This window comes from Mycobacterium pseudokansasii, assembly GCF_900566075.1.
Taxonomy (GTDB): Bacteria; Actinomycetota; Actinomycetes; order Mycobacteriales; family Mycobacteriaceae; genus Mycobacterium; species Mycobacterium pseudokansasii.
The window spans coordinates 2069254-2093153 of sequence record NZ_UPHU01000001.1 but is presented as its reverse complement, the minus strand read 5'-3'; the positions used below and the strand labels follow the sequence as shown (position 1 = coordinate 2093153).

Here is a 23900-nt window from a genome sequence, read left to right as displayed (position 1 = left end):
GGTGACCAGCGTTTAGGTGGTGACCAGCGTTCCGATCTTCTCACCAGCGACCGCACGGGCAATATTCCCATCGACCAGCAAGTTGAACACCAGAATCGGCATGCCATTGTCCATACACAAGCTGAATGCGGTGGTATCGGCAACTCGCAACCCCCGGTCGATCACCTCCCGGTGACTGATCACGGTCAGTAGTTCGGCCGCGGGATTCTCGCGTGGATCCTCGGCGAAAACACCGTCGACCGCCTTAGCCATCAAGACCACGTCCGCGCCGATCTCCAGCGCCCGCTGCGCTGCCGTGGTGTCGGTGGAGAAGTAGGGCAGCCCCATGCCGGCGCCGAAGATCACCACCCGCCCCTTCTCCAAGTGACGCACCGCCCGCAACGGCAGATAGGGCTCGGCCACCTGGCCCATTGTGATCGCCGTCTGGACTCGGGTGACAATGCCTTCCTTCTCCAGAAAGTCTTGCAGCGCAAGGCTGTTCATGACGGTACCGAGCATGCCCATGTAGTCCGAACGGGTGCGTTCCATACCGCGCTGTTGCAACTGCGCGCCACGGAAGAAGTTGCCGCCACCGATCACGACGGCGACTTGCACCCCACCGCGCACCACCTCGGCGATCTGCCGGGCGACTTGCGCCACCACGTCGGGATCGAGTCCCACTTGGCCGCCGCCGAACATTTCGCCGCCGAGCTTGAGCAACACCCGCTTATACCTCGACGGTGGGTGCGGAACTGCCGAAGCCGGTATGCCGTTGGTGGTTGTCGCCTCCGGCCGGGGAGCCGTCGAGCCGGCGACGTCAGTTTCCGGGGACTCCGCCATAAGACTCCTCGCATGACAGTGCCATCCCGGCGACCACGCGGGACGGCATCTGACATCCTGCCTCATCGCGGTGCCGTGGGATAGCCGGGGTGGTTCACCTCGCCGGTGGACGACCGCCGACGAAGGAACTCGAACCACGGTGGCCGGCGCGCGTCCCAGAATCGGCCTAAGACCCGCCGGAGACCGGCCTAAGACGAGGCTAAGACGAGGCGTTCAGGTCCCGGGTGGCGGGTCCTTCCAGCAGCGCGCCGTCCGGCGCAAACCGCGACCCGTGCAACGGGCATTCCCAGGCTTGAGTGGCCTCGTTCCAGTTCACGATCCCGCCGAGGTGTGGGCAGACCGGCGAAACCTGATGCTCGACGCCGTCCACCGAACACCTCGCCTGCAGGTGCCACGGTGGCCCGGTGACCACACCACCGTTGCCGTCACCATTGCCGTCGATGCCATCGGATCGCCGGAGGGCCGGCGCCAGCCAGCCTTTGGCCAGGTGATAGGCGACCTCGAGGTTGGCGGTGAGAGCCGTGGTGACCCCGCTCAATTCATGCGGACTCCACGCCGCGAACGCACGCGCCCAGTCCATCCGTTCGCCGAGAATGCGCGCGCTGAGTAGCAACGCCGCGGCCACTCCGTTGGTCAGTCCCCACTTGTTGAAGCCGGAGGCGACGAGCACCTTTTCATCACCGGGCAGGATGGGGCCGACATAGAGAAGTTGGTCGACGGGCGTGTAGTCCTGAGCCGACCAGCGATGAGTCGCCACCGCGCCCGGGTAGTGGCGTCGTGCCCATGACGTCAGCTCGTCGAGTTCGGCTGTCGGACTCTTCCGCCCTACGACATGGCTGGCTCCGGCCACGATGAGCCGCTCACCCTCGCCGAACGGCGCATAGCGCACGGACCTGGTCGGCGAGCCCGCAGAGATGAACATCGACCGGGTGATGGGGCCCGGGACGTCGAAAGCCGTGCAATAGGACCTGTTGGGTTTGAGCCGGGCGAAGAATCCGCCGCGGTCGAAGACGGGCATGCCGGTGGCCAGGATGCAGTGTCCCGCAACGACATCGCCGTCGCCGTCAGCGGTACGCACCGCCATCCGGACACGGCCCCGATGATGCGACAACTTCCGCACCCGGGCGCCTTCCACAAGAAGACCGCCACGGTCGGTCAGCTCCCGGATGAAGCTGTCCAGCAACGGCATAGGGTCGATCTGGGCTTGATCGGCCAGCCGCACTCCACCGTGGTACGGAAACGGCGCATCGGCCTCATCGGCCCACTGCGCGTCGACTCCTGCCCGGTGACAGGCGGCCAGCACGGCGCGCGCCGACGTAACTTCACCGGGGTTTTGGGCGTAGGTGTAGTCGTCTTCGCGCTGTAGCGGCAGCTGGTTGACGGCACAGTGCCTCAACAGCCACTCCTGACCCTCCCGATTGCCCCGCACGTAGTCGGCGGCGAGCCCGTCGCCGTGGCGAGCGACGATCTTCGACAGCGTAGTTCCCTGCAGCAGGCTGAGCTTTCCGGTGGTGTTGCCGGTGGTCACCGCGCCCGCGGTGCGGGCTTCCAGCACCAGCACCTCCTTGCCGGCCCGGGCCAACAGCACCGCGCTGACCAGTCCGGTGATACCGGCGCCGACGACCACCACGTCGGCCGACGTCAACTGGCCGTTCAGCCGATCGGATTGCTCCCGCAGCCGATTGTGGCCGGCCAGCCATAGCGATGTCATTGGTGCCTAATTGCCCGCTGCGAGCAAACCCAAACGGTGTCGGTGCTAACAGCGCTGCAGCCGGCCATGATTCGGCCCGCCGGCGCGGGCACCTCGATGCCGATGTTTGAGCGGTCGGTGCTGCGGGGAATTCGGCGCCCAGCTGAAAGCTGCTCGGCACGAGTCGGCTAACGCGGCCGGGCAGCGCCGCCAGCCGGGCGGCACAGCTCGAGGGAAGCGTGAGGGAAGGGTGGACCCGGCCCGGGACACGGGCCGGGTTCATCGACTGCGCCGCAAGCCGAGCCGGTGGCCCGCTCACACCTGGGAATAATTCTCCTGCGAGCGGGTACTCAGGGCTTCGCTGTGAGCCAGCAAGTGCTGGGACCCTCGCGGGAGGTTGGGAGACGTCTGTTGGAAGTCCTGCTGATCAGCAACGACGCCGACTTCCCATCGGCATTGCCGAGATTGGAATCGTTCGCGCGCTCGATGCGGCGTGCCCCGCTGGACGACTACCACGCATGGCAGCTCGACGGCGCTGACGTCGCGATGATCGATGCGCGCACCGACCTGGCTGCGGCTCGCCGGGCATGCCGGCGGCTGACGGCCGGCGCACCCGTACTTGCGGTGGTCGCCGTTGTCGCGCTGGCCGATTTCATCGAGGTTGACGTCGACTGGCATTTCGACGATGTGCTGCTGGAGGCGGCCGACGCGGCCGAGCTGCGGGCACGGTTGCGGCTGGCGATCACCCGCCGGCGCAACGCGCTGCAGGGCACCCTCGAATTCGGAGACCTTCTGCTGCACCCCGACAGCTATACGGCGTCTCTGGGCGGCAAAGACCTGGGCCTGACCGCCACCGAATTCAAATTGCTTGCGTTTCTTGTGCAGCACGCCGGGCGGGCGTTCACCCGGACCCGGCTGATGCATGAAGTGTGGGGATACGACTGCACCGGGCAGGTCCGTACCGTTGACGTTCACGTGCGACGACTGCGCGCCAAGCTCGGAGCCGAGTACGCCGCGCTGGTGGAAACCGTCCGCAGCGTGGGCTACCGGGCGGCGACGCCACCACAGCCCCGGTGGATTGTCCGCGAGCCGGAGGTAAGTCCCGCGTCGACCGCGGCCCGGGACTCCGTCGCGCAGTAGTTCAGCCGAACAGCGGCAGGGCGCGCTTGCGTGTCAGGGCGTCCATGCCGTGCTGAATGGTGTCCTCGACTTCGCGGTACTTGCTGTCGACATAGGCGTCATCGCCGGCGCGGGCAGGGTCGTGGTCCAGGTCGACCGCGGGCATGAACCGGGTACGGATCTTGGCGGGCAATGGCAGCTGCGGAAGCGCTGCCGGCGCAATACCCCACGGCAGTGAGATCGCCAGCGGAAACACCTTCAGCCGCAACAGGCGATCGAGCTGTAAGGCCCGGGATAGGCGGTCGCCGCGAATCAGCACCGGCATGGCGTCGGCGCCGCCGACCGTCGCGATCGGCACGATCGGCACCCCGGCACGAATCGCCATCTTCACGAAGCCTTTCCGCCCGGCGAGGTTGGCCCGGTCACGCTCGGTCCAGGGGCGCAGCGAATCCACCTCACCGCCGGGCCACAAAGCCACGTCACGCCCCTCGGCCAATGCCGTCGCGATGGCGTCCGGGGCCGCGGGAAGGACCCCCATCGACCGGAAGTATCGCCCGATTCCCGGAATCGCCATCAGTGCGTCGTGAGCGGTGCCATGCAACGGGCGCTCCGGTCCGAACCTTCGCCACCATTGCAGACCCACAGTCCACGCGTCCCAGACGAACGGAGCCCCCGAGTGAATGCCGACCAGCAGCACCGGCGGCTCGGGAATGTTCCCCCAACCGTCTATCTCCATCCGGAACCAGTAGTCGACAAGCAGGTTCCACACAAACTTGTGGCGGTGCAGAGTCGTTTCGTCCTGGCCGTCGAGATCCCATTCCCCGGCCCGTCTGGCTACCCAGCCGCTGAGACCACCGTCCTGCTTGTCCCGCTTGTCCCCCATCATCGCCCGCGCCTGATCGGCATGGCGCCGTGCCTGTTGGCGGACTTCTTCAGGCCTGAGATCGCTAGCACTCATGCCGTCGGGGTACCCGATTGATCCGGTGCCAATGCGGGCAAACGAGACCTCCCCGCGTCGACGTTGACGCGGGGAGGTCGATGACAAGCAGCGGTTAGACGTTGCTGGTCCAGATGAGGACGTCTTGAACTCCGTCGTTGTAGACCACGCCATTGGGCGGCTGGCCGGTCACGTCGAAGTAAATCAATCCGCTACGTTGGTCACCCTGATTGATCGGCGCCGGATTCAGCCCGTTGGGAACCGGCACCGTGTCGATCACCCGGTAGGTCTGACCGCTGGCGGAGCGGGCGTTGAAGTCAGAGACCACCGGGGTCACGACTCCGCTGATGGATTTGGCGGTGACCTCGGCCTGGTAGAGCTTTCCGTGCGGGGTGTAACCCGGAATGGTCACGTTGCTCGGCTGCAGATTGGCCACCGTATAGGAGGTGACCATCGGCCCGTCCACCAGCTGTTCGGCCGTACCGAAGCCCTCGATGGTCGGAGGCGCCGCGGTCGCCGTTGCCGCGCCGAAGACACCCGCCGCCGCTATCGCCGCGGCACCGATGCCGGTCTTCATCGCCGTCGTTGTGAACTTCACGCTTATCCCCTCTCTTTCGTGTCGTTCAAAGCAGTTGTTCCCTTATTCGGGGCCCTAACCACTCCCAACGAATAACCCTGCTGACGGGGGCCCAAACCCGGCCACCTCACACGTTGCCCAGATCGGCAGATCTACCTGTACGGACCCGTCGCCCTTCCGTTTGCCCGACAACATCATTGGCAACTCTCATTAACATCTATTAACAGCGGTATCAGGTGCCACGGCGCCGAGCACATTCCGCCGGAAGACGAATTGGTTGATTAGCCCGTGGTGGCCACGGGTAGCCCGTCTGCAGCCGGGACCAAGCCGCTCACAAAGGGGGGAGCCTGCTATGGAACGTGGGAACGCCAAGCACAGCGCGCGCAACGACGATGAGCTCAAGCATGAATTGAGCGGCACCCTGCAGGGAAACCGATCCAGCAGGAGCGAAGAATGGCGCGATCCGGAGCCAACGGCCGACGGCAATCCTGACGTGTCCACGGCCGGCCCGGCAAGCCGGAAATCCTGAACTGATGCCACTGCGCAGATGTTTGTTGAACATTTGCGGCGCTTGACAATTGGTCAGCATGAATTACCGGAAAGGAAGTTGCCATGAGCTTTGCGGCACAGCAACAACGCGTGCCCGGGGTGCAGGCCCGGATGAATCCTGTTCCTGATTGCGGCGAGGCCAGCTATCGCGGTTCGGGAAAACTCACCGGTAAGCGCGCGGTCATTACCGGCGGGGACAGCGGCATCGGCCGGGCGGTGGCGATCGCGTATGCGCGAGAAGGCGCCGATGTGCTCATCTCATACCTCAACGAGCACGACGACGCGCGCGACGTCGCACGCTATGTCGAAGAAGCCGGCCGACGCTGCGTCCTGGTACCGGGGGACCTCGCCGATCCGGCGCACTGCCGCGCGGTGATCGACCGCGCCGTCCGGGAATTCGGCGGGCTCGACATCCTGGTCAACAATGCCGCGTATCAGATGATGCACGAAAGCCTGGACGAGATCAGCGACGAGGAATGGGACTACACCTTTCGGCTCAATGTCGGCGCATACTTTCATCTCGCCAAGGCCGCGTTGCCCTACCTGGGCCCCGGGTCCTCGATCATCGGCAGTTCCTCGGTCAACTCCGATACGCCCAACCCCACACTGGCGCCCTACGCCGCAACCAAGGCGGCCATCGCCAATTTCTCGGCAAGTCTGGCTCAACTGCTCGGCGACAAGGGGATTCGCGTCAACAGCGTGGCGCCCGGTCCCATATGGACACCGCTGATCCCGGCCACAATGACCGCCGACAGCGTGCAGTCCTTCGGGGACAACGTGCCGTTGGGACGGGCCGGCCAACCCGCCGAACTGGCGCCGATCTACGTCCTGCTGGCATCCGATGGCGCGAGTTACATGTCCGGCGCCCGGGTAGCCGTCACCGGAGGACGGCCGATTCTCTAAGGCGCGCTGTTGGTTTGGTGAGCGACCGCCCCTGTCATCGGAGCCGGGCCGGGCGGGGTCGCCCGGCGATCCCCGTAACCACACGTGTAACCGGGCGGTTGCGGGGGTACTGACCCTTAGGGCGATGGTGAAAGGACGATCGTGGCCATCGATAGTTGTCACCGGCGCTGTCTGCGGTGGCGCTGGTCTGGCGCATCTGGCGCATTAGCCGCCGGACTCATGGCAGCGGCCGGGTGTTCCGCTCCCGGGGCCACGCTGGAAAGCGCGCCGGCGGTGGAGCTGACCGCGATCGGCGCCTCGGTGCGTGACCCCGTCTGGTCGTATCGCGACCGGTCGCTGCTGGGGTTCACCGATGATCACCGGCTCGCCAAGATCACGGTCACCGGTTCCCCGACCGCCGATACGCGCCTCTCGGAACCGATGGACGTCGGGCGCAACTTGCAGATCAGCCAGAAGGACGATCGGCACGTCTTCGTGCCGCAACCGCAGCGTGACCGGGTGACGGTCGTCGACATCGAGAGCCTGCAACGCGTCGACGAGTTCGACGCCGGGCCGGCCCCGGCTTATCTGACCGAAGACGCCGGGATGCGGGTGTTGCTGGCGCTGTCGGCGGACGGGTCTTCGGTGACGCCGGTGGATCAGTACGGCTTTCGGAAATTGCCGCCCGCCGACATCTCCGCAGAGCCCGCAGACACCATCGACGGCGCCAACCGCGGACGCCAGATCGAGTACCACCTCTACGGACCGTCCGGAATCCGCTACTACAAAGGGCCGTCGTCGCCTCCGGAAGAACGCGGCTCGTTGCAGATGGATGTGGCCGTGTCGGCGGGGGACGGAACGGCCGTGACGCGCAGCTACGTCGCCGGACGCAACGACAGCGTGCTGTACGCGGTCGATTCGCGGCGAGGCGGGCACGGCATGGAAGTGCTTGGCTGCGCGCAACTCTCGGCGCCGATTCGCTACCTGGGCACCGACGAAACCCGCATCTACGCGGCCACCGACCGCGACGTGGTGGTGCTGGAAACGGAGAGCTTCACCGGCTACTCGGACGGGATCATCCCGGTGCTGCGCACGATCGACTATCGGACAGGCCTCGGCGGTCCGGCCGCCATGGCGCCGCTATCCGGGATGGCGGTCGGGCCGAAGCGGGTGTATCTGACCCTGCGCGGTCAGCCGTATCTGGTCAGCGTGGCCAAACCGCGCCCCTAGGACAGCCATACCAATGAGTACAGCAGCAAACACACCCCAACCGCTCGGTGTCGACGATGACCTCGAACTGCTCACCGAGCAGATCGAGGCGCTCAAAGAGCTCGGCCGCTGCGCCGAGGTCGACGACGGCCAGACCTACGACTTCAGCATCCGGTGGGGGGCGGCGCTGGCCGGACGACTGCGCCGGCTGGTGCATTACAGCTGCCTGGGGATACTGGGCGAGGCTGACGAACGCCGGTTCCAATCGGTGTGTGACGAACTGCGCTCGGTGTCGGATCTGATCGAGAGGTTCGATCTGGCCCGGCCCCGGTTCACCGACACCCCGAGCCACCCCAGGTGGCGCTAGCCTGTGCCGCCCTGGCGTGGCCGGCGATCGCGCCGATGTCCGAAACTCCTTGGTAGTCGGTCAGGAATTCCCTGGCCGCCAATACAATTCCGGTCCGCGGCGTGGGGCAGTCAGGGTCGCGACAGGTCAACGCCACCATGAAGGCGTCGTCGTCTTCATTGAGGAACAGGAAACCCAGATACAGCGCATGCCCGACCTCGAAATCCTTGCCGCCGCACGCCGCACAGTGCCCGCCTTTGACCGCCACCAGCTCTGACACTTGCTGTCGCTCGGCACTTTTCAGGTTGATCAGCTCCGGCCGTACCGCCATGTCGGCCATGTCAGATCTCCACATCCTTGTCGTAATGGACGTTGTCCTCGCGCCAGCCGCCCAGGCCGTGACCGATGCCGGAGTAGTCGTCGATGAACTCGATCTGGTTGATCCACTTCGCCATTTTGAAGCCCACCTGCGTCTCCACCCGCAGCCGCAACGGCGCTCCGTGCTTGATGGGCAGCGGCTTCCCGTTCATCTCGTAGGCCAGCAGCGTCTGCGGCTTGTACGCCAGCTCGAGGTCCATCACCTCGTAGAACTGTCCTACCCCCTCTGCACTGGGCTCGTCGCGGCCGTTGTCCTGCATGGTCAGAAAGCAGATGTATTTCGCCTGCGGCAGCGGCCGCACATGGTCGGCGAGCGAAGCCAGCGGCAGCCCGCTCCACTCGCCGATGCTCGTCCAGCCCTGGACACAGTTGTGCATGACCCGCTGCGACTGCCGGTCGGCCAGCGCCCGCAGCCCGTCCAGATCCAGGGTGACCGGGTGCTCCACCAAGCCGCCGATCCGCAATCGCCAGTCGACGAAGTTGTGCACCGCCATCACCTTGTATTCGGTGCTCGCCGGCGGTTTGCCGTTGACCCGGTGTTCCATGGAGATCATTCGCTGCGGGTAGTTCTGCCGCGAATTCAATGGCCGCAGCAAGGCTTTGCGGACTGCGGTGACGACGGCGCCAAGGACGCGGCGGACCTGAACGGGCCGGCGCAGACTCCATACCGTCGCCGCGACGTGGACCGCGACGATGGCAGCAATGATGACCAACGACCACGTGGTGGCCCAGTTGGTGTTACGAATGGAACCGAAGATCATCAGCGCGGTCAACTCGCCCCAGCCCCAGAAGAACACCATCGACAGGTGGATGACGATGAAGACCAGGAACGCCACCAGCCCCAGGAAGTGCAGGCTGCGCGCCCATTGCCGGCCTCCCCACATCCGCACGTACCACGGAAATGCCGCCTCGACGGCCGGCGACTGCGCGGCACCCGTCAGGATCTGAAACGGCGCCAGGAAGAAGATGACGGCGGCATAGGTCAGCTTCTGGATGGCATCGTCGGGTCCGCCGGGTAACAGCGGCGGCAGGTTGAAGCTCAGGTAGGTGACGATGTCGTTGTACGCCTCGTGGAAGATCGACCACGAATACGGCCAGTACCGGTGCCACTGGCCGGTGGTGAACAGCAGGATGTAGTACGACAGTCCGACGAGGATCCACCCGATGACCGAGAAGAAGTGCCAGTGACGGCCCATGCCCAGCTTCTTGTGGCCGGGCAACGCGAAAAGTGAGCTGTAGTCCTCCTCTTCGTCGAGGGTGTCGTACAGCTTGTTGATCGGCATCTCCTTGGTGGTGAAGCGCGCCCACTCGGTACCCGGTGTGCTGTCGTCGTGCCAGTACAACTTGGGGTGAGTGGACAGGATCTCGATGCCGCTGCGAATCACCAAGGTCAGGAACAACACGTTGAGCCAATGGTCGATCCGCAGCCACGCCGGGAAGTCGAGGACGGTCATAGTCTGCGTCATTCCTGCCCGATTCAGTCGTGCCAGTTCTGCCGCTGCGGATAAGCCACGTTGATGCCCGACAGGACCGTCGCATGGACGGCGACGAAGCCCGCGGCGAACGCTGCCGCAAGCGTTCCGGGCGCCAGGTCCCAGCGGCCGGTCAGCGACACCAGCCCGGGCAGACCGGCGAACCGGCTACCCAGATAGATAAGTAGGAAGAGCCCGCAGATGAAGCTGCCGAAATACCAACCGACTTGCGGCACAATCGGTTCCAGTGCCAACGCCATGGCAGCGGCCGCGATCAGACAGCCGGCGATCAGCACCGCGGCGTAGATCACGAAGTACAGCGGCAAGCCCGGCTGGGTGGCCAACAGGTAGACGTGCACTCCTAGCAGGCCGATCAGCAGCGATCCGGCTAACCCGGTCACCGTTCGCGGCAGATCGAATGCGACGTAGCCGTTCAGTGTCAGCACCGGCGAAGACCACAGTCGCTGCCACGCCTTGAGCAACAGTCGCCCGAGCAGACCAGCCACCGCTGCTAAGTACCCCGCCGAATCGGGCCGCAAACCGGTGGTTCTCCGGCATGGCAGCAGACCGGGCGCGAGCCCGGCCGATCCGCGCCCGGTCGTTCTCTGAAGACGAAGGCTTCGGCAACTGCGCCGTCGTCCAGCAAATACCCAGGGAGCAGGCGGGGATCGAATTCCATTGGTGGGCAAATCGGTTCACCGATCTCGAGCCGCACCACCGAGCGACTCATCCGGCGCACCGGGTCAGGGATTCAATGGCGGTCTGACGGGCACCAGTGTCGTCGTCGTCGGCGGTGGGGCCGGTGCCAGGCTCTTGTTCGCGGGCGGGTATGGGGTCGTCGAATATGGGTTGGCCGGATTGGTGGTCGTCGGGTAGGCCGGGGTGGTGGGATATGTGGTCGCCGGATGGGTCGCTGTCACCGGCGGCTGTGTCGTCGCCACGGTGGTTGCCGGCGGCGTCGTCACCGATTCGGTCGATTCGATAGTCGACGACGCAGTGACAGTGGGCGTGTTCGAGACCGTGATCGAGGCGGTGTTCGAGGCCGGTGGAGGTACCGGCACCAGCTGGGAGGACTCGACGGGCGGCGTGATGACCCGGGTGTTATTGACGGGTTTGCTTTTCGCGGCACCGAACTTCACGGCCAGCACAGCGGCTATCACCAGTGCGACGGCCGCCGCACCGGTCACGCTGATGAGCACCGACGAACGCCCGTACCAGTGCGTGCGTTGGGACGCATCGTCGGAATGGGCATCGGGCTGTTCGGTGTCGGCGATCACGCCGGCGCCCGCATCGCCATAGTCGACGCCGGGTATCGCGGGGTCGCCCGCTGCGGCCTCCTGCGACCAGGCCAGCGCACGGTAGGTCGCCGATTGGTCCCCGTCCACCGCCGCTTCGCCCGCCGCAGCATGGCTTGCCCCGACTGCCCACGCCGACGGAACCACTTCAGTAGGCGCGAGCGCCGCGGCTTCGCCTTCCGTTGCGGCGGCGGCCGTCCCGACCGCCGCGTTGCCAACCGCGCCCTGAGGGGGCGGCCCAACGGCTGAAGACCTCATCTGGGCCAGGACGGCGGCGCCGATGGCCGCGTTCAACCTGGGTTGCGCCGTGGTGACAATCGGCACCTGCAGCCGCTCCGAGAGCCGACTGGTGATCAACGGGATGCTGGCGCCCCCTCCGACTGTCGCGATGGCGGCCAGTCTGCCTTGTGGAATCTGGTTGCGTTGCAACACTTCCTCGACGCTGGCGATGAATCGTTGCAGCGGATGGCAGATAAGGTCTTCGAACTCGGCGCGGGTCAGGCGGACATCCTCGCCGATACCGGGAAGCTCAGCCGGGATGACCGCGACCGTCGCGGCCGACAGTTGTTCCTTGGCACTGCGGCACTGGGCCAGCCGTCGGCTCAGCGGCGCCAGCGGCGCGGTGCCGTCGGCATCGGCGGCGGCGTCGGCATCGCGAGCCTGCACCGCCAGATGCCGCAAGATCATCTGGTCAAGCTGGTTTCCCGAGAAGTCGGTGTACCGCTGGGTCGCGGCGATTTGGCGGAAGTTCGACGCCGCATCGGTCAAGGTGACGCTGCTGCCGCTGGCGCCGAAGTCACATAGCACCACGATGCCGTCGGTGGGAAAGCCCGGTTTGGCGTACAGCGCCGCCAGCGCGGCGGTGGCGTCGCCGATGAAGGCCGGTTGTACCGCGCCTGGCGCCAAGTCAGGATGGCCCCGCAGCGCCTCCCGCAGCGCGCCGACCTGACGCGTGCCCCAATGCGCGGGAACCGCGACGGCAACGGGCGCCCCGTAACCGACAGTGCCTGCCATCGCATCGAGCGCTCCGGCAGTAATGGCCGCGCCGGAGTGGGCAGATCCGTCGGCCGCGGTCAACGGCTCCGGGTCTGCGACCCGTTCAACGAATCCGCTCAGCGCAAGTCCGGGCCCGGCCACATTGGGGTTTTCCTCGGGCGTGCCCACCTGGGGCGCGCGCTGGTTGAACAGTGTCAGCACCGAGCTGCGGGTCACCGGGGCGCTGCCGGTTCGCGCGGCGACGAGGTTTGCCACCCCGAACGACAAGCCGAGCGGGTCGGTCATCTCCCCCTACATCCTTTCTGTTGGGATCCTTTCTGTTGGGACCACCGGCCAACCCTTCCCCACCGCTGCCACCTGCACCACGAGCGCCCGTCGCCGTAATCTGCGTGACCGCGTCGTCGATGGACACCATGGCCGGGCAGCCGAATGGTTTCGCGAGCCAACGGAGGAAGGGACGCGCTAATCAACGCCAACCGGTGTTTGGTTCACCGCGTAGGGGGTACCGCACCGACGACCGAATGAAACGGATTTTGGTCATTTGATTGGAGAGTGCCGGCGGTGGTGAGTGGCAAGGCTGGGCGGACTGGTGCTATCAAGAGGTTTGCGACCGATCTGCCGGAAGCTGCCGATGCGTGCGCTATTTCGCGTTCGGCGGCGATTTGTCCCTGCGATCCATGGTCGCTTCAGTAGGCTCGCGTGGGCGGCGACTTCGAGCCGGTCGACGCGCTGACTCTAACCGGCCGCCGGCTCATTTCGCCGATGTTGCGGTACCGCGTGAACGGCGTAGCGCGCCTGCCGTCGTCGCGGTCCAGACCCCTGCCGGGGAGGATGTCGAGCTCCTCCCCGGTGGGCCCTAGTTTGTCCGATGTGGGCCGGGGCCGGGTTGCCTGGCCTTTGTCGCGTGGCGCGACGTATATGTCGCGCAAGCCGCGACGAGCGAAACGGGGCAAGAGCTTTGTCGCGCATGGGCGGGCAGAACAAACATGCCAACATATCCACAGCGTCGAAGGATCCTAAGCTAAGGCCTGGGTGTTACCGGCCGCCATGTCCGGCTATCTGCGCGATCCACAGGGCGGCAACAGTTTTCGGCATGACCTAGGCGGTCTCCGGCCCGTGGTTAGGCAGAGCGCAGCCGGCAGCGCGCCACGGGTGTCCCGACGAGCCGGAACTCCTGACTCGTATCGATCTCGCGACTCACACCTTCTTGAAACAAGATGATGATGCCGGAGCCGCCGAACTGGAAGTAGCCGAATTCTTCGCCCTTGGACATGTGCTTGCCCGCCACCGAGGTGAGCACCACAGACGAGACGTGCGCCATTCCCACCGGGATCACCGCGACGACGCCGATATTGCCGCAGTCGGATTCGGCGGCGTCGACGGTGACCACGCCCCGCGTCTGGGAGAACTCGTATCCACTGCTGGCGCTTTCACTGGCCTGCAACTCGTGATTCTCGATGCCGACCTGCATGAATACTTTGCCGTTGATCCGGAACGATTCCTTGATCACCCCCGCCACCGGCAGGTGGTACCGATGGTAGGCGTGCACCGGCAGCATGCAATGGACGAAGGTGCCGCGGGCAAAGCTTTCGCTGTAGGCGCTGCCTTCCAAGAGCTGCTTGATGGTGCCATACTTGCGGTTCTTCACCTTTGTGGCCGGGATGTTGGATTCGGCGTCGATGTCGTAGGCGTGCTGACAACGGCAATCGGCGGGCGACGTGGCCACCAGATTGCTGGCCGGCTCAGCGATCGGCCGTAGCCCGCCGTTGATTTCGCGCACGATGAACTGGTTGGCAGTCAGCCAGCCCACTGGGGGCGTCCGGTACACCGTCGACCAGAGATTCTTCGATGCGGTACTCCGGGGCATGGTCGATGAACGACTGCAATGTCTGCGGACTGAACGACTCCGGCGTATCGAGAAAATCGCCCCACCGCCGAGCGAACTCGGTCATCCACTCCCGCAACGCGTCGGAGTCCTGTGGCGCCTCACCGTCGACCTTCTGGTTGACCAGAAAGTAGAAATGCCCCATCCGATCGCTGACCTCGTGGGCCTGCCGCTGCTCGTTTTTCCAGGCATCGCGATTCGACTCGTGCGGAACCCATCTGAGGTAGCGCTTGAGGTAGTCCTCGTATTGACCGATATCGGTGGGCCATTCCAATGCTGCGAGCAGCTCCGGGTTCAGTTCTTCCTCAGCCCACTTGCGCGCCTTCAGCAAAGACGGCTCGAGCAGACTTTCCAGACCCTGCTCCTTGTCGAGGATGTCTCGCAGGTGCTGGATGATGGCGTCCGGTTCGCTCATATGCCCGTCCTCAAGGTTGCCGGCACCGCCGACGCGACAACAAGCAGGTGGTAACGGCTTGAGAGATGACGTCGTTGGCCCGCCGGCGACGGTCGTTCCGGGGTAGTTACCTCATAGAGGTACCCGCGGGGCGGTGGGCTAACCCCTGCCGCAACCGCGCATACCAGCAGCAAACAGCGGGTACTCATGGCCACGAAACGAAGTGGAGATGGCGATGAGGGACTCCGAGCGGGCGGCATGAATAGACCACCATTCGAGCCGTTCACCGGCGGTCGACTCCGCGACAAAGAGTTGGCCACCGGCGTCGGGGAGCGCGCCACACCATCAGGGAGGCCACGAAATTGACAACCGCAAAGTCGTTCTCCGCACGCGTCGATCATCAGCGCCGCAAGAACATGACGAAAGCGCAAGCGGAGGCCGAGGCGGGGCCGGCCCGCGCCGAGCCCGACGCCACCCCGATCGGCGACGCGATCCAGGCGTTCCATCAGCGCGGCGACATCGCTTTCGGCATCCCGGCCCACCGATCGGGTACCGGCCGGATGCCACCGCTCGCGGCCCGCTGGATGGGGTCCGAGGCGTTTCGCGCCGACGTCACGATGAACAAGGGCGTCGACAACCGGCACCAGTCCTGGCAGGTGGAGCCGACCGCCATGCAACTGTTCGCCGCGGCCGTGGGCGCCGACGAGACCTTGTTTTCCGCCAACGGCAGCACGGAGAACGTCCACGTCGCGATGATGGCGGCGGTGCGCCCCGGCGAGACGCTGGTGATGGCCCGCAACGGGCACAAGTCGGCGTTTTCGGCCCTGGTGCTGTCCGGCGCCATGCCGGTCTATGTGGAACCCGATTACGACGAGTGTTGCCAACTCGCCCATGGGGTCGACCCCGCCCGGCTGGAGTGGGTCTTGCGGGACCATCCCGAGGCGGTCGCCACCCTGGTGTTCACCCCGACCTACTACGGGGTCAGCGCCGATGTCCGCCGGCTCGCCGAGGTGGCGCATGCCCACGACATCCCGCTGATCACCGACGACGCCTGGGGACTGGACTACAGCTTCTGCAGCCGCCTACCACCCTCGGCCCTGGCGTCTGGCGCCGACTTGTGCATCGGCAGCGTCCACAAGACGCTCAACGGGTTGCTGCAGACCTCGGTGCTCAGCAGGCAGGGCGACCGGATCGACTCGACACGGCTGTCGTTGGTCTTCGAGCTCGAGCAATCGACCAGCGCGTCGACGCTGCTGTTGTCCTCCATCGACGCGGCCCGGCGCGAGTTTCAAGAACATGGCGAGCGGCTGCTGGGCGACGCGATCGACTTGGCGCTGCGTGTCAGATCCGAACTCGAGCGGATGCCGGGGCTCAGCCTCATGGGTGACGAAATCCTCGAAAGTCCAGGGGCTTTCGCGTTCGATCCGACCCATGTCACCGTCGACGTCGCGGCGCTGGGCCTGACCGGTTTCCAGGCCGCTGACTGGTTGCGCGAACGCTGCGGCATCCACATGGAACTGTCCGACCACCGGCGGGTGATGGCGTTGATCAGCTACGCCGACACCGCCGCCACCGCGCAACGGCTGGTCGACGCCATGGCGGCGTTGGCCGAGGAACACACCGGCGCCACGCCGCGCACCGTCGACGATGTACCGGCGTGGTCAGAACTACGCACCGAGACCGTCATGCTGCCGCGCGACGCCGTCCTGGGCGCCACCGAGATGGTGCCGTGGCAGAGGGCCGCCGGTCGCGTTTCGGCGGAGATGATCTGCCCTTATCCGCCGGGCATTGCGGTGGTCGCCCCGGGTGAGCTACTCACCGATGCGATAGTCGACTATCTGCAGTGCCAAGCCGCTCAGGGAGTGATGGTCGAAGGCGCCGCCGACGAGTCGCTGGCCGAATTCCGCGTGGTGGCAGGCTGATAACGGTTCGCTGTGCCCCGGCGACGGAAACGACGTCGATGTTCGCTGAGAGAAAAACATCGAATCGCTTTGCTCGGCGGTCCTTGTCTGCGCCTTGAATGTCGGAGGGTCGGCGTAGTGTTTCGAACATGAGTTCGAGTAGCCGTGAGGAGGTTGTCTCGGCCTTCGACGCGCTGCAAGCGACCCTGTCGCGGCTGCAGGAGCTGTCCTTCGACGCGTTGACCACCCCCGAACGGCTGGCGCTGCTCGAGCGGTGCGAAACGGCTCGGCGCCAGCTGCCCAGCATCGAACACGCACTGATCAATCAACTCGCCGAGCAGGCCAGCGAGGAGGAGTTGGGCGGGCGACTGCCCGCGGCGATGGCCAACCGGCTGCGCATCACCCGCGGCGAGGCCGGCCGGCGAGTGGGTGAGGCGGCAGACCTGGGGCCGCGTCGGGCATTGACCGGTGAGCCGCTGCCCCCACAGTTGACCGCTACCTCGGCGGCCCAGCGGGATGGCCGGATCGGGGAGGCCCATGTGCGGGTGATCCGCGATTTCTTTCGCCGACTGCCGGCATGTGTTGATATCGAGACCCAAGTGAAAGCCGAAGCGCACCTGGCCCTACTGGCCACCCGGTACCGGTCCGACCAATTGGCCAAACTGGCGGAGCGGCTGATGGATTGCCTGCACCCCGATGGCGACTACACCGATGAGCACCGCGCCCGGCGGCGCGGTATCACGCTGGGCAACCAGGACGTCGACGGCATGTCGCGTATCAGCGGCTATCTGACACCCGAGGCGCGGGCGACCGTCGAGGCAATGTGGGCAAAACTGGCCGCCCCGGGCATGTGCAGCCCGGCCGAAGAGAGCCCGTGCGTGGACGGTACGCCGTCGAAGGAAGCCACCCGGCGTGATACCCGCTCGGAAAGTCAGCGCAACCATGACGGACTGCTGGCCGGCCTGCGTGGGCTGCTGGCCAGCGGAGACCTGGGACAGCACAACGGATTACCGGCATCGATCATTGTGACCACCACGCTCGAAGACCTCGAAGCCGCGGCCGGCAAGGCACTCAGCGGCGGCGGCACCTTGTTGCCGATGAGCGATGTCATCCGCCTCGCCCGCCATGCCCACCACTACCTGGCGGTTTTCGACAAAGGCAAGGCGTTGGCGCTGTATCACAGCAAGCGCCTGGCCGCACCGGGGCAACGAATTGTGTTGTACGCCAAGGATCGTGGGTGCAGCGCGCCGGGATGCGACGTGCCGGGTTATCGCTGCGAGGTCCATCATGTCCGGGAGTGGGCGACCACCCGCCGCACCGGTATCGACCAACTCACCCTGGCCTGTGGACCCCACCACAAACTCCTCGACGGTGGCTGGAGCACCCGGAAAAACGCCCACGGCGACACCGAATGGATCCCGCCGGCCCACCTCGAGCACCGGCAGCCCAGAACCAACACCTTCCATCACCCGGAGAAACTCCTGCGCGACGGAGACGACGATGACGAGGATGCGGCGTAACCAGGGCAGTGCGTAGGCATGCGATGACCCGGGCAGCGCTTCACCCGAGGCAGCCGGGTGACAAGGGTGTGCTCAGCCCTTGGCCAGAGTGAACTGCGCAACGTCGGTGTAGCCCTCGCGAAACAGCTCGGCGCAACCGGTCAAGTACTTCATGTAGCGGTCGTAGACCTCTTGGGACTGAATCGCGATGGCCTCGTCCCGGTGCTCCTGCAGCGCGGCGGCCCAGGTGTCGAGGGTGCGGGCGTAGTGCAGTCGCAACGGCTGGACCAGTTTGACCGCAAAGCCGGCTTGCTGCGCGTGCTCCTCGACGACCTTGGCACTGGGCAGGTCGCCACCCGGAAAGATCTCGTCCATGATGAACTTCATGAACCGCAGCTTGGTCATGGTGATCGGCAGTCCGCGTGCGGCGAACTCCTCATCGCTGGGCTTGATGATGGTGTGCAGCAACATCATCCCGTCGGCAGGGAGCACCCGGTAGGCCATCGAAAAGAAGTCGGTGTAGCGGTTCCGGCCGAAGTGCTCGAAGGCGCCGATCGAGACGATGCGGTCCACCTTTTCGTCGAACTGCTCCCAGCCCTGCAGCAGCACGCGCTTGCTTCGGGCGCTGGGATGCTCGTCGAGCAGTCGCTGTACGTGGGCGTGCTGGTTGCGGCTCAGCGTCAGGCCTACGACGTTGACGTCGTGGCGCTCGAGTGCGCGGACAATGGTGGCGCCCCAGCCGCATCCGATGTCGAGTAGCGTCATGCCCGGTTGCAGCCCCAGCTTGCCCAGCGCGAGATCGATCTTGGCCAGCTGCGCCTGCTCGAGGGTCATGTCCTCGCGTTCGAAGTAGGCGCAACTGTAAGTCTGCGTCGGGTCCAGGAACAGCCGGAAGAAGTCGTCGGACAGGTCGTAGTGGGCCTGCACATCGTCGAAATGCGGCTCCAGGCTTTCGTTTTCACCACTATTGTTGGGCAAAGCTCACCTCTGACGTTGATCCGTGTCGAGCTTGGCTACGGCCACCGGGCCACCGGGGGCGAATCGGCCTTAGCCGACACGCCGCCCGACCGTAACGGGTGGCTCGACGGCCTGAATCCAAGTACTCGACGGCCTGAATCCAAGTAGTCGTCTCGTGAGTAAACCACACGATCTCTACTGGTCTAAGCCTTAATCCGTGGATGGGCCGGCGTCTTCGCGCGCGTCCACACCCATCTCAGAGCCGTCGGTTCGGGTGAATGTTGGTACTCGCCCCCAAAGATGGGTAAACAACACGACGATGGCATATCCACAGGAGAATCCGGACGTATTCCGTGATCACGGGCCGGATGAGTCGGCGGCAGTGCGTTCGCCGGAACTGAAGGGTGAGCATGGCTCGACACTGGCGGTCGCACGTGCCATCCAGCCACAGACCATCGTCGATCCCCCGGTGGTCGACTCGAACGGCAAACTGGTCCTGGGTGGCGACAGCGGAATCCGCTATACCGCTTTGTCGGAGTCCCGGTTGCCGTGTCACGGCGGGGCGGCATGACCGCGGTCGATCCCTCGCAGGACCATCCGGAGCCCATCACGTTGAGCCTGCACGACACCTCGCCGCCAGACCTGATGGAATCGATGGTCAACGACGTAGAGCTCGATTTGGGTTGGGGTCGGCTGATATTCGGCCAAACCTTTGCCGATTCCGCGGCACTGGCCGAGGTGCTGCGCCAGGAGGCCCCCGGACGGCGCGACATCTGCATCTACGCACGAGAGCCGCACGTCATCGTCGCCGGAGCGCCGAATGAGTTGTTCATCGACCCCAGCCACACCTATCGGCTGCGTTTCGCCGACGATTCGGGGCACGGGGATCCGACGTCATCTCCGGTGGGTGTGACGGTGCGGACGCTGCACGTCCCCGCCGATGCCGATGCCATGAATCGCGTATTCGTCCGGTGCGCAATGGTTCCCGCCCCGGTCGAAACCATCTGGCACAACCATCTGCATGCCGATGCGGTGACCTACCTGATCGCCGTGCGTGACGACGACGGTGCGGTGGTCGGTACCGTGACCGGTGTCGACCACCAGGTGCTGTTCACAGACCCGGAGCGAGGATCGAGCATGTGGACTCTGGCGGTCGACCCGGCCGCCGGGCTGCCCGGAATCGGGGAGGCTCTGAGCCGGGCCATGGTGGACCGCTTTCGCGACACGGGGCGCGCCTACCTGGACCTGTCGGTGGCACACGACAACGGCGCCGCGATCGCCCTGTATGAGAAGCTCGGTTTTCGCCGCGTCCCGGTGATGGCGATCAAGCGCCGCAACGCCATCAACGAGCCGCTGTTCACGACACCGCCGGAGACGGTCGACGACCTCAATCCCTACGCGCGGGTCATCGCCGATGAGGCGCTGCGGCGCGGAATCCTCGTCGAGGTACTGGATGCCGAGACCGGCGAGATGCGGCTGTCCCACGGCGGCCGCAGCGTGATCACCCGCGAGTCGCTATCCGAATACACCTCGGCGATTGCCATGTGCCGCTGCGACGACAAGCGTTTGACGCGACGCGTGGTCAAGGAGGCAGGCCTCAACGTTCCTCGGGTGCGCCTGGCCACCTTCGACGACGACGACTACGCGTTTGTGACCGAGGTCGGCGAGGTCGTCGTCAAACCGACCCGCGGCGAGCAAGGCAAAGGCATCACCGTGGGCGTGACCGCCGACGACGGTCCCGACGAGCTGACCGCGGCGTCGGCGCGCGCTCGTGAGGAATACCCCGAGGTGATGATCGAGCAACGAGCACCGGGCGACGACCTACGCTTAGTGGTCATCGACGGCCGGGTGGTGGCCGCCGCGCTGCGGATGCCTGCGGAGGTGATCGGCACGGGCACCCACACCGTCGGTGACCTGATCGAGGCCGAGAGCCGCCGACGCTCCGCTGCCACCGGCGGCGAATCGCACATTCCTGTCGACGACATCACCCAAGCCACCGTCGCCAAGGCCGGCTGGCTGCTCGATGATGTTCTGCCCGAAGGCATTCGGCTGCAGGTGCGGTCCACCGCCAACCTGCATCAAGGCGGCACGATCCGCGACGTCACCGACAAGGTGAACCCCGAGCTTTGCCGAGTCGCGGTCGAGGCCGCCGAGGCGATCGGCATCCCGGTGACCGGAATCGACCTACTGGTGCCCGAGGTCACCGGCACCGACTACACCTTCATCGAAGCCAACGAGCGCCCCGGATTGGCCAACCACGAACCGCAACCCACCGTTGCGGCTTTCGTCGACTTCCTGTTCCCGGGCCAGCCCGGGCAACGGCCGGCGTGGACTCCGGAAGAGTCGCGGCCACGTTGATTCGCCGACCCGGTGCTCATGCCGTTGCGCGCAGCAATTTCGCGAGGCGACGCAGTGCGGCGGGGTACTCGCGTTCGGACGGCGCCCCGTAGCCCACGACGATCCCCGAGATGGAGCCCGGTTCGCGGTGCCAGAACGGCGCCAAGCCCGTGAGGGCGATCTGGCGTTCGTGGGCGCCGGCCACGACGTCGGCCTCCGCGCTTGCCTCGGGCAGTGATACGACGGCGTGAAGACCAGCCGCGGTGCCATGCACCGACATCGCCGGCGCACACCGGCCCAGCACGTCGACGAGCGCATCGCGGCGGTGCCGGTAGCGGCGGCGCATCCGCCGGATGTGGCGGTCCAGGGCTCCCGAGGCGATCAGCTCCGCGAACGCCAGTTGGACGAGAATGTCTGTGCCGCGGTCGGTTCGGCGCTTGGCCTCGACCACGGCGTCGAGCAGGCTGGCGGGCAGCACCAGCCAGCCGAGGCGCAGCCCCGGAGCCAGGCTCTTGCTGGCACTGCCCGCGTAGATGACCTGCTCGGGGGCCAAACCCTGCAGTGCCCCCACGGGATGGCGGTCATAGCGGAATTCGCCGTCGTAGTCGTCTTCGATCACGTAGCTGTCGTGTTGGGCCGCGATCGTGGCGAACTGCGCGCGTCGGTCCGCCGACAGCGTCGTCCCCAACGGCGCTTGATGGGCCGGAGTCAGCACCGCCGCGGCAACCCCGGACGCGTCGAACCCGTCGGGGCGGGCGCCGTCGCGGTCGACAGGCAACGCCATGACGTCGAGCCCGCTGGCCTGTGCTGTCAAGCGGTGGTCGGGAAGGCAGGGATTTTCCAGCGCGATCGATCCCGCTCCCTGCGCGCCCAGCGCGTCACACACCAGCCGCAACCCCTGGGTGAAGCCGCTGCAGATGACGATCCGCTCGGCGGTGGTGGACACACCGCGTACCCGGCCCAGGTAACTGGCCAGGATGGTACGCAACTGCGTTGATCCGCGCGGGTTCAGCGGGCCGAGCTCGGAATGCGGAGTTATCTGGAGGGCGCGGCGCAATGCGCGTAACCAATCCGCGCGCGGAAACATCGTCAGGTCGGGCCGGCCCAGGCGGAAATCGGCGACGATGCGGGGCGCAACCGGTTCGGCGCCGGGTCGAGGTCGGACACCGGGCCCATGAGCCACCTCGGTGACCGCGCCGGGCCGGGTACGCAGATAGCCCTCGGCCGCCAGTTGCGCATAGCTTTCGACGACCGTCCCGCGGGCGACGCCGAGTTGCCCGGCCAACGCCCGCGACGACGGCAACCGCTCGCCGGAAGCCAGCCGCCCGTCCCGGATGGCTTGTCGCAGCGCATCTTCGAGCGCCGCGCGGCGGCCGCGGTTGGGCGGCAGCTCGAGATGTAGATCCACTTCCGCTCCGCTACTGGTCCACGAAACAGGTATTGAATTGGACCTTACTGACATACCGGTCAACGGCCTAACGTGAAGGTCCGTCATCGCTACTACACCGATGGGACAACCCATGTCGCAAGCAATGTCGCAAGCCTGCGCGTATCCCGACCTTCGGCGACAACCCGGCACCGGGGCGACCGGCCGGCGACTTGACCGCAAGGCGAGCCTGACCGCTCAGGTCAACGCCGCCCAACGCGCAGCGGAAACATTGCAGCCGCCTGCTCGTCGCCTGCTCGACGATCCGTATTCCCGGCACTTTGTCCGCCACCCCGTGTTGCGGGCCATGTTGGCTCGCCGATGGCTTGCCGGTGTTGCTCTTGGCGTGTTCGACCGCCGGTGGGGCGGGCTCCACGCCCATATCGTGCTGAGAGTCCGTTACGCCGACGACCTGTGCATGGCCGCGATTGCCGAGGGCATCGATCAGCTGGTGTTGCTGGGCGCCGGCTTCGATACGACGAGCCTGCGCTTGGCCGGGCAGCCGGTGACGATCTTCGAGGTGGACGCGCCGACGACCCAGGCTGCCAAACGCTCGACAACCGAACGGCTGCTGGCACGGCAGGCCAACAGCCGGACCGTGTGGGTGCCGGTCGATTTCGAGCACGGGGAGCTGCGTGAACGACTGCTCGCCAGCGGGTTCGACCCCGAACGACGCAGCGTGGTCGTCTGGGTGGGGGTCAGCATGTACCTCACCGCCCGCGCTCTCGACGCCACACTTGCCGATCTCGCCACGGTGTGCGCACCGGGCAGCCGCCTGCTCGTCGACTACATCGATGCGGGCGTGGCCTCCGCGACCACCCGGTGGGCAAGTGCCCGACGGGTGACCCGAGTGGTCGCGCGCCGCGGGGAACCGTACCGAAGCGGCTTCACCGCAACCGAAATACACCATGTGCTGGCGGCTCACGGATTCGAAAGCCAGGACCACGCGACGGTTCCCACGCTGCTGCAACGTTACGACCCGAGGGGCGCCCGCGGGTTGGCCGACGACGATTGGCTGGCCGTGGTGTCCGCCCTGCGGACAGGCGTGCGTGCCGTCGCGCAGCCGCCATCTCGGCACTGACCCGAGGCCGCGCGACTGCTGGTTGCCGCGGTAGCCCGGCAACCCGGTATTCGACGCGTGTCGACTCCCGCACATCCAATCACGTTTGGCAGCACAGGGATTCGGGAACGCTGCACCCGGTGGCGGGAACCAGTCAGCTAGCACGTCAGTC

General features: G+C 66.0%; 22 protein-coding genes. 10 read left to right on the top strand and 12 right to left on the bottom strand.

The features are described from left to right. Positions 1-12: 12 nt before the first annotated feature. Positions 13-819 carry a UMP kinase gene (pyrH, locus tag EET10_RS09500; protein ID WP_036407136.1) on the bottom strand — a complete coding sequence of 269 codons (807 nt, stop codon included), beginning with the start codon at positions 817-819 and terminating at the stop codon, positions 13-15. Positions 820-1018: 199 nt separating this feature from the next. Further along, positions 1019-2530 carry an FAD-dependent oxidoreductase gene (locus tag EET10_RS09495; RefSeq protein WP_122502097.1) on the bottom strand — a complete coding sequence of 504 codons (1512 nt, stop codon included), beginning with the start codon at positions 2528-2530 and terminating at the stop codon, positions 1019-1021. A 390-nt stretch (positions 2531-2920) separates the two neighbouring features. Here EET10_RS09495 and EET10_RS09490 point away from each other — a divergent pair, with 390 nt between their 5' ends. After that, entirely contained in the window at positions 2921-3649 is a 729-nt protein-coding gene (locus EET10_RS09490; RefSeq protein WP_036407131.1) for a winged helix-turn-helix domain-containing protein, read from the top strand. Position 3650: 1 nt separating this feature from the next. Here EET10_RS09490 and EET10_RS09485 read toward each other — a convergent pair whose 3' ends face one another. Together EET10_RS09485 and EET10_RS09480 are read right to left on the bottom strand one after the other, a co-directional pair. Beyond that, complete coding sequence (locus EET10_RS09485) at positions 3651-4586, bottom strand: lysophospholipid acyltransferase family protein (RefSeq protein WP_081260737.1); 936 nt, start codon at positions 4584-4586, stop codon at positions 3651-3653. A 94-nt stretch (positions 4587-4680) separates the two neighbouring features. Further along, positions 4681-5142, bottom strand: coding sequence for an MPT63 family protein (locus tag EET10_RS09480; RefSeq protein ID WP_174719732.1), 462 nt, complete (start codon positions 5140-5142; stop codon positions 4681-4683). A gap of 352 nt (positions 5143-5494) precedes the next feature. Between EET10_RS09480 and EET10_RS29555 the strand changes: the two genes are divergently transcribed. The 4 genes from EET10_RS29555 to EET10_RS09465 all read left to right on the top strand — a co-directional run bounded on the left by EET10_RS29555 (position 5495) and on the right by EET10_RS09465 (position 8149). Continuing rightward, positions 5495-5671 carry a hypothetical protein gene (locus EET10_RS29555; protein WP_167480153.1) on the top strand — a complete coding sequence of 59 codons (177 nt, stop codon included), beginning with the start codon at positions 5495-5497 and terminating at the stop codon, positions 5669-5671. 83 nt (positions 5672-5754) lie between these two features. Continuing rightward, a complete protein-coding gene (locus EET10_RS09475; protein WP_036407127.1) occupies positions 5755-6594 on the top strand; it encodes an SDR family oxidoreductase in 840 nt (279 codons plus the stop codon). Between the two features lie 219 nt (positions 6595-6813). After that, positions 6814-7803, top strand: a complete 990-nt coding sequence (locus EET10_RS09470; RefSeq protein ID WP_174719682.1) for a hypothetical protein — start codon at positions 6814-6816, stop codon at positions 7801-7803. Between the two features lie 13 nt (positions 7804-7816). Continuing rightward, complete coding sequence (locus EET10_RS09465; protein ID WP_122502096.1) at positions 7817-8149, top strand: hypothetical protein; 333 nt, start codon at positions 7817-7819, stop codon at positions 8147-8149. On the opposite strand, the gene EET10_RS09460 is transcribed toward EET10_RS09465, so the two are convergent. From EET10_RS09460 to EET10_RS30730, 6 genes are all read right to left on the bottom strand, one after another. After that, positions 8115-8468, bottom strand: a complete 354-nt coding sequence (locus EET10_RS09460) for a hypothetical protein (protein ID WP_036407120.1) — start codon at positions 8466-8468, stop codon at positions 8115-8117. The genes EET10_RS09465 and EET10_RS09460 overlap by 35 nt on opposite strands. 1 nt (position 8469) lies before the next feature. Further along, the gene (locus EET10_RS09455) at positions 8470-9960 is read right to left on the bottom strand and encodes a molybdopterin-dependent oxidoreductase (protein WP_036407117.1); all 1491 of its coding nucleotides are present in this window, start codon (positions 9958-9960) and stop codon (positions 8470-8472) included. A 23-nt stretch (positions 9961-9983) separates the two neighbouring features. Further along, on the bottom strand, positions 9984-10484 hold the full coding sequence (locus EET10_RS09450) for an oxidoreductase (RefSeq protein ID WP_122502095.1): 501 nt from the start codon (positions 10482-10484) through the stop codon (positions 9984-9986). 237 nt (positions 10485-10721) lie between these two features. After that, positions 10722-12554 carry an Hsp70 family protein gene (locus EET10_RS09445; RefSeq protein WP_122502094.1) on the bottom strand — a complete coding sequence of 611 codons (1833 nt, stop codon included), beginning with the start codon at positions 12552-12554 and terminating at the stop codon, positions 10722-10724. 835 nt (positions 12555-13389) lie between these two features. Further along, positions 13390-14079 carry a phosphatidylserine decarboxylase gene (locus tag EET10_RS30735; protein ID WP_246013625.1) on the bottom strand — a complete coding sequence of 230 codons (690 nt, stop codon included), beginning with the start codon at positions 14077-14079 and terminating at the stop codon, positions 13390-13392. Further along, complete coding sequence (locus tag EET10_RS30730) at positions 14012-14569, bottom strand: hypothetical protein (protein ID WP_246013624.1); 558 nt, start codon at positions 14567-14569, stop codon at positions 14012-14014. Before EET10_RS30730 ends, EET10_RS30735 begins: the two co-directional genes overlap by 68 nt. 341 nt (positions 14570-14910) lie before the next feature. Between EET10_RS30730 and EET10_RS09435 the strand changes: the two genes are divergently transcribed. Together EET10_RS09435 and EET10_RS09430 are read left to right on the top strand one after the other, a co-directional pair. Then, positions 14911-16470, top strand: coding sequence for an aminotransferase class I/II-fold pyridoxal phosphate-dependent enzyme (locus tag EET10_RS09435; RefSeq protein ID WP_136624725.1), 1560 nt, complete (start codon positions 14911-14913; stop codon positions 16468-16470). Positions 16471-16598: 128 nt separating this feature from the next. Then, positions 16599-17969, top strand: a complete 1371-nt coding sequence (locus EET10_RS09430) for an HNH endonuclease signature motif containing protein (RefSeq protein ID WP_036407108.1) — start codon at positions 16599-16601, stop codon at positions 17967-17969. Positions 17970-18041: 72 nt separating this feature from the next. On the opposite strand, the gene EET10_RS09425 is transcribed toward EET10_RS09430, so the two are convergent. Next, positions 18042-18926 carry a cyclopropane mycolic acid synthase family methyltransferase gene (locus tag EET10_RS09425; protein WP_036407107.1) on the bottom strand — a complete coding sequence of 295 codons (885 nt, stop codon included), beginning with the start codon at positions 18924-18926 and terminating at the stop codon, positions 18042-18044. A gap of 298 nt (positions 18927-19224) precedes the next feature. Here EET10_RS09425 and EET10_RS09420 point away from each other — a divergent pair, with 298 nt between their 5' ends. After that, positions 19225-19476 (top strand): hypothetical protein, encoded by a 252-nt coding sequence (locus EET10_RS09420; RefSeq protein WP_036407105.1) that lies wholly within the window; start codon positions 19225-19227, stop codon positions 19474-19476. Continuing rightward, positions 19473-21263: an N-acetylglutaminylglutamine synthetase gene (gene ngg, locus EET10_RS09415; protein WP_122502092.1), complete on the top strand. Its 1791-nt coding sequence runs from the start codon at positions 19473-19475 to the stop codon at positions 21261-21263. The genes EET10_RS09420 and ngg overlap by 4 nt, the downstream gene beginning before the upstream one ends. Positions 21264-21279: 16 nt before the next feature. On the opposite strand, the gene pdxR is transcribed toward ngg, so the two are convergent. Further along, a complete protein-coding gene (gene pdxR, locus EET10_RS09410; RefSeq protein ID WP_063468057.1) occupies positions 21280-22650 on the bottom strand; it encodes a MocR-like pyridoxine biosynthesis transcription factor PdxR in 1371 nt (456 codons plus the stop codon). 124 nt (positions 22651-22774) lie between these two features. Here pdxR and EET10_RS09405 point away from each other — a divergent pair, with 124 nt between their 5' ends. Further along, positions 22775-23749 carry a class I SAM-dependent methyltransferase gene (locus tag EET10_RS09405; protein ID WP_051490782.1) on the top strand — a complete coding sequence of 325 codons (975 nt, stop codon included), beginning with the start codon at positions 22775-22777 and terminating at the stop codon, positions 23747-23749. Positions 23750-23900: the final 151 nt, after the last annotated feature.